The organism is Polaromonas sp. P5_D5 (genome assembly GCF_054049435.1).
Map to the genome: position 1 here is coordinate 1 of NZ_JBFUMJ010000012.1, position 2592 is coordinate 2592.

Here is a 2592-nt window from a genome sequence, read left to right on the forward strand (position 1 = left end):
ATTCTAAGGCGCTTGAGAGAACTCAGGAGAAGGAACTCGGCAAATTGACACCGTAACTTCGGAAGAAGGTGTGCCTTTAGTAGGTGAACCATTTACTTGGGGAGCCCAATGAGGCTGCAAAAAATCGGTGGCTGCAACTGTTTATTAAAAACACAGCACTCTGCTAAGACGAAAGTCGACGTATAGGGTGTGACGCCTGCCCGGTGCTGGAAGATTAAATGATGGGGTGCAAGCTCTTGATTGAAGTCCCAGTAAACGGCGGCCGTAACTATAACGGTCCTAAGGTAGCGAAATTCCTTGTCGGGTAAGTTCCGACCTGCACGAATGGCGTAATGATGGCCACACTGTCTCCTCCTGAGACTCAGCGAAGTTGAAATGTTTGTGATGATGCAATCTCCCCGCGGAAAGACGGAAAGACCCCATGAACCTTTACTGTAGCTTTGTATTGGACTTTGAACAGATCTGTGTAGGATAGGTGGGAGGCTTTGAAGTGTGGTCGCTAGATCGCATGGAGCCAACGTTGAAATACCACCCTGGTGTGTTTGAGGTTCTAACCTAGGTCCATTATCTGGATCGGGGACAGTGCATGGTAGGCAGTTTGACTGGGGCGGTCTCCTCCCAAAGTGTAACGGAGGAGTTCGAAGGTACGCTAGTTACGGTCGGACATCGTGATAATAGTGCAATGGCATAAGCGTGCTTAACTGCGAGACTGACAAGTCGAGCAGATGCGAAAGCAGGACATAGTGATCCGGTGGTTCTGTATGGAAGGGCCATCGCTCAACGGATAAAAGGTACTCTGGGGATAACAGGCTGATACCGCCCAAGAGTTCATATCGACGGCGGTGTTTGGCACCTCGATGTCGGCTCATCTCATCCTGGGGCTGTAGCCGGTCCCAAGGGTATGGCTGTTCGCCATTTAAAGAGGTACGTGAGCTGGGTTTAAAACGTCGTGAGACAGTTTGGTCCCTATCTTCCGTGGGCGCTGCAGATTTGAGGAAGCCTGCTCCTAGTACGAGAGGACCGGAGTGGACGAACCTCTGGTGTATCGGTTGTCACGCCAGTGGCATTGCCGAGTAGCTAAGTTCGGAAGAGATAACCGCTGAAAGCATCTAAGCGGGAAACTCGTTTCAAGATTAGATCTGCCGGGGCCTTGAGCCCCCTAAAGAGTCGTTCAAGACCAGGACGTTGATAGGTCAGGTGTGGAAGCGCAGTAATGCGTTAAGCTAACTGATACTAATTGCTCGTGCGGCTTGACCCTATAACTTTGATTAATTCGAAGTTGTTATGCCAAGTTGACGCATTCAAAAAGCACAGCTCAGCAGCTGTGCGAATCTAAATACAAGCTGATTTACTCTATGAATTCGATGGATTGTTCTTTGGACAATCTGTCAACAAGTTATGCCTGATGACCATAGCAAGTTGGTACCACTCCTTCCCATCCCGAACAGGACAGTGAAACGACTTAGCGCCGATGATAGTGCGGATTCCCGTGTGAAAGTAGGACATCGTCAGGCTCTTACAGCAAGGAATGCCCGGTTGATTTTTGATCAACCGGGCGTTTTCTTTTGTGCGCTTGGTATTGACCAGGCCACAGAGTTTAAAAAGCCCGCATGAATTCATGCGGGCTTTTGTTTTTGTATTTGTGCAAAGTGCTTAAAGCAGGCGTCTAGGTGCTCGCCAAGAGGCGATCGACACAGCAGCGATAAAAATGAATGTCAAAACTCGCTGGCCCGCAGTGATTCAGGCATTCACGATATGCATACCGTCTCTATTGGCCACGCCGGCAGTCACCAGTTCGTTGCTTAATTGCTCAATCCACGCGCGGGCAGGGATGTCCGCGAAAAATTTGGCTTTGATTTGCATGAAATAAGGCGTTTCCAGGGCCCATTTTGCGAAGTCGTTGAAATTCTGGCGTTGAATTTCGAGCAATTTGAACTTCAGCAGAACCTTGGCAGCATGGTGCGCATGTCTGGGCGGATTGTTGACAAATGAATTCAGCCGCTGACGTGCTAGCGCTAGCACCTCTGGTGTGTATGCAAAGACACGGCCGTGCCCGGGAACGACGGTCTTGGGCTTCAACTGCTCAATTACGTCCAAAGTCGCGGCGACCTCCGTGAATGCATTGGCACCTTCCAGCTCGGGAAACACCACACCGAAGCCGTTTTCCCACAAAGCATCGGCTGAAATAAGTACACGACTATTGGGGTGGAAAAAAATCAGCGAATGCGGGTCATGCCCAGGCGCCGCATGAATCTGCCACATCTCGGACCCGAACTGCATGGAACCTCCCGGCTTCATCGCATCAGTGAAGGTGAACCGTGGGCACAGCTGACCGGTCGGAAAATAAGTCAGCGCCACGGGATCCCAGTCGGCTACTTGTTGCGCATGGCCAGGAGGAATAAGGGTATGCAGATCGGGATAACGCGCCTGCAAAGCAGCATTGCCGCCACAGTGATCGCTGTGCAGGTGCGTGTTGACGAGAATATCGAGAGGGCGGGACCCAAGGACGGACTCAATCAACGACCGCGTTTGCGGCGCGTGCGTGCAATAACCACTATCAACCAGCAAGGTTTTTTCACCGTCGGTGAAAAG

The 2592-nt window shown here is 51.0% G+C and carries 1 protein-coding gene and 2 rRNA genes; 2 read left to right on the forward strand and 1 reads right to left on the reverse strand.

What is annotated here, in order from left to right; genetic code table 11:
* Together ACXJKE_RS23070 and rrf are read left to right on the forward strand one after the other, a co-directional pair.
* A 23S ribosomal RNA gene (locus tag ACXJKE_RS23070) occupies positions 1-1258 on the forward strand; the annotation flags it as partial.
* A gap of 143 nt (positions 1259-1401) precedes the next feature.
* Positions 1402-1514 (forward strand): 5S ribosomal RNA (gene rrf, locus ACXJKE_RS23075).
* Positions 1515-1740: 226 nt separating this feature from the next.
* Here rrf and ACXJKE_RS23080 read toward each other — a convergent pair.
* Positions 1741-2592, reverse strand: an 852-nt coding sequence (locus tag ACXJKE_RS23080) for an MBL fold metallo-hydrolase (protein ID WP_457282922.1), incomplete at its 5' end; no start/stop codon positions are given.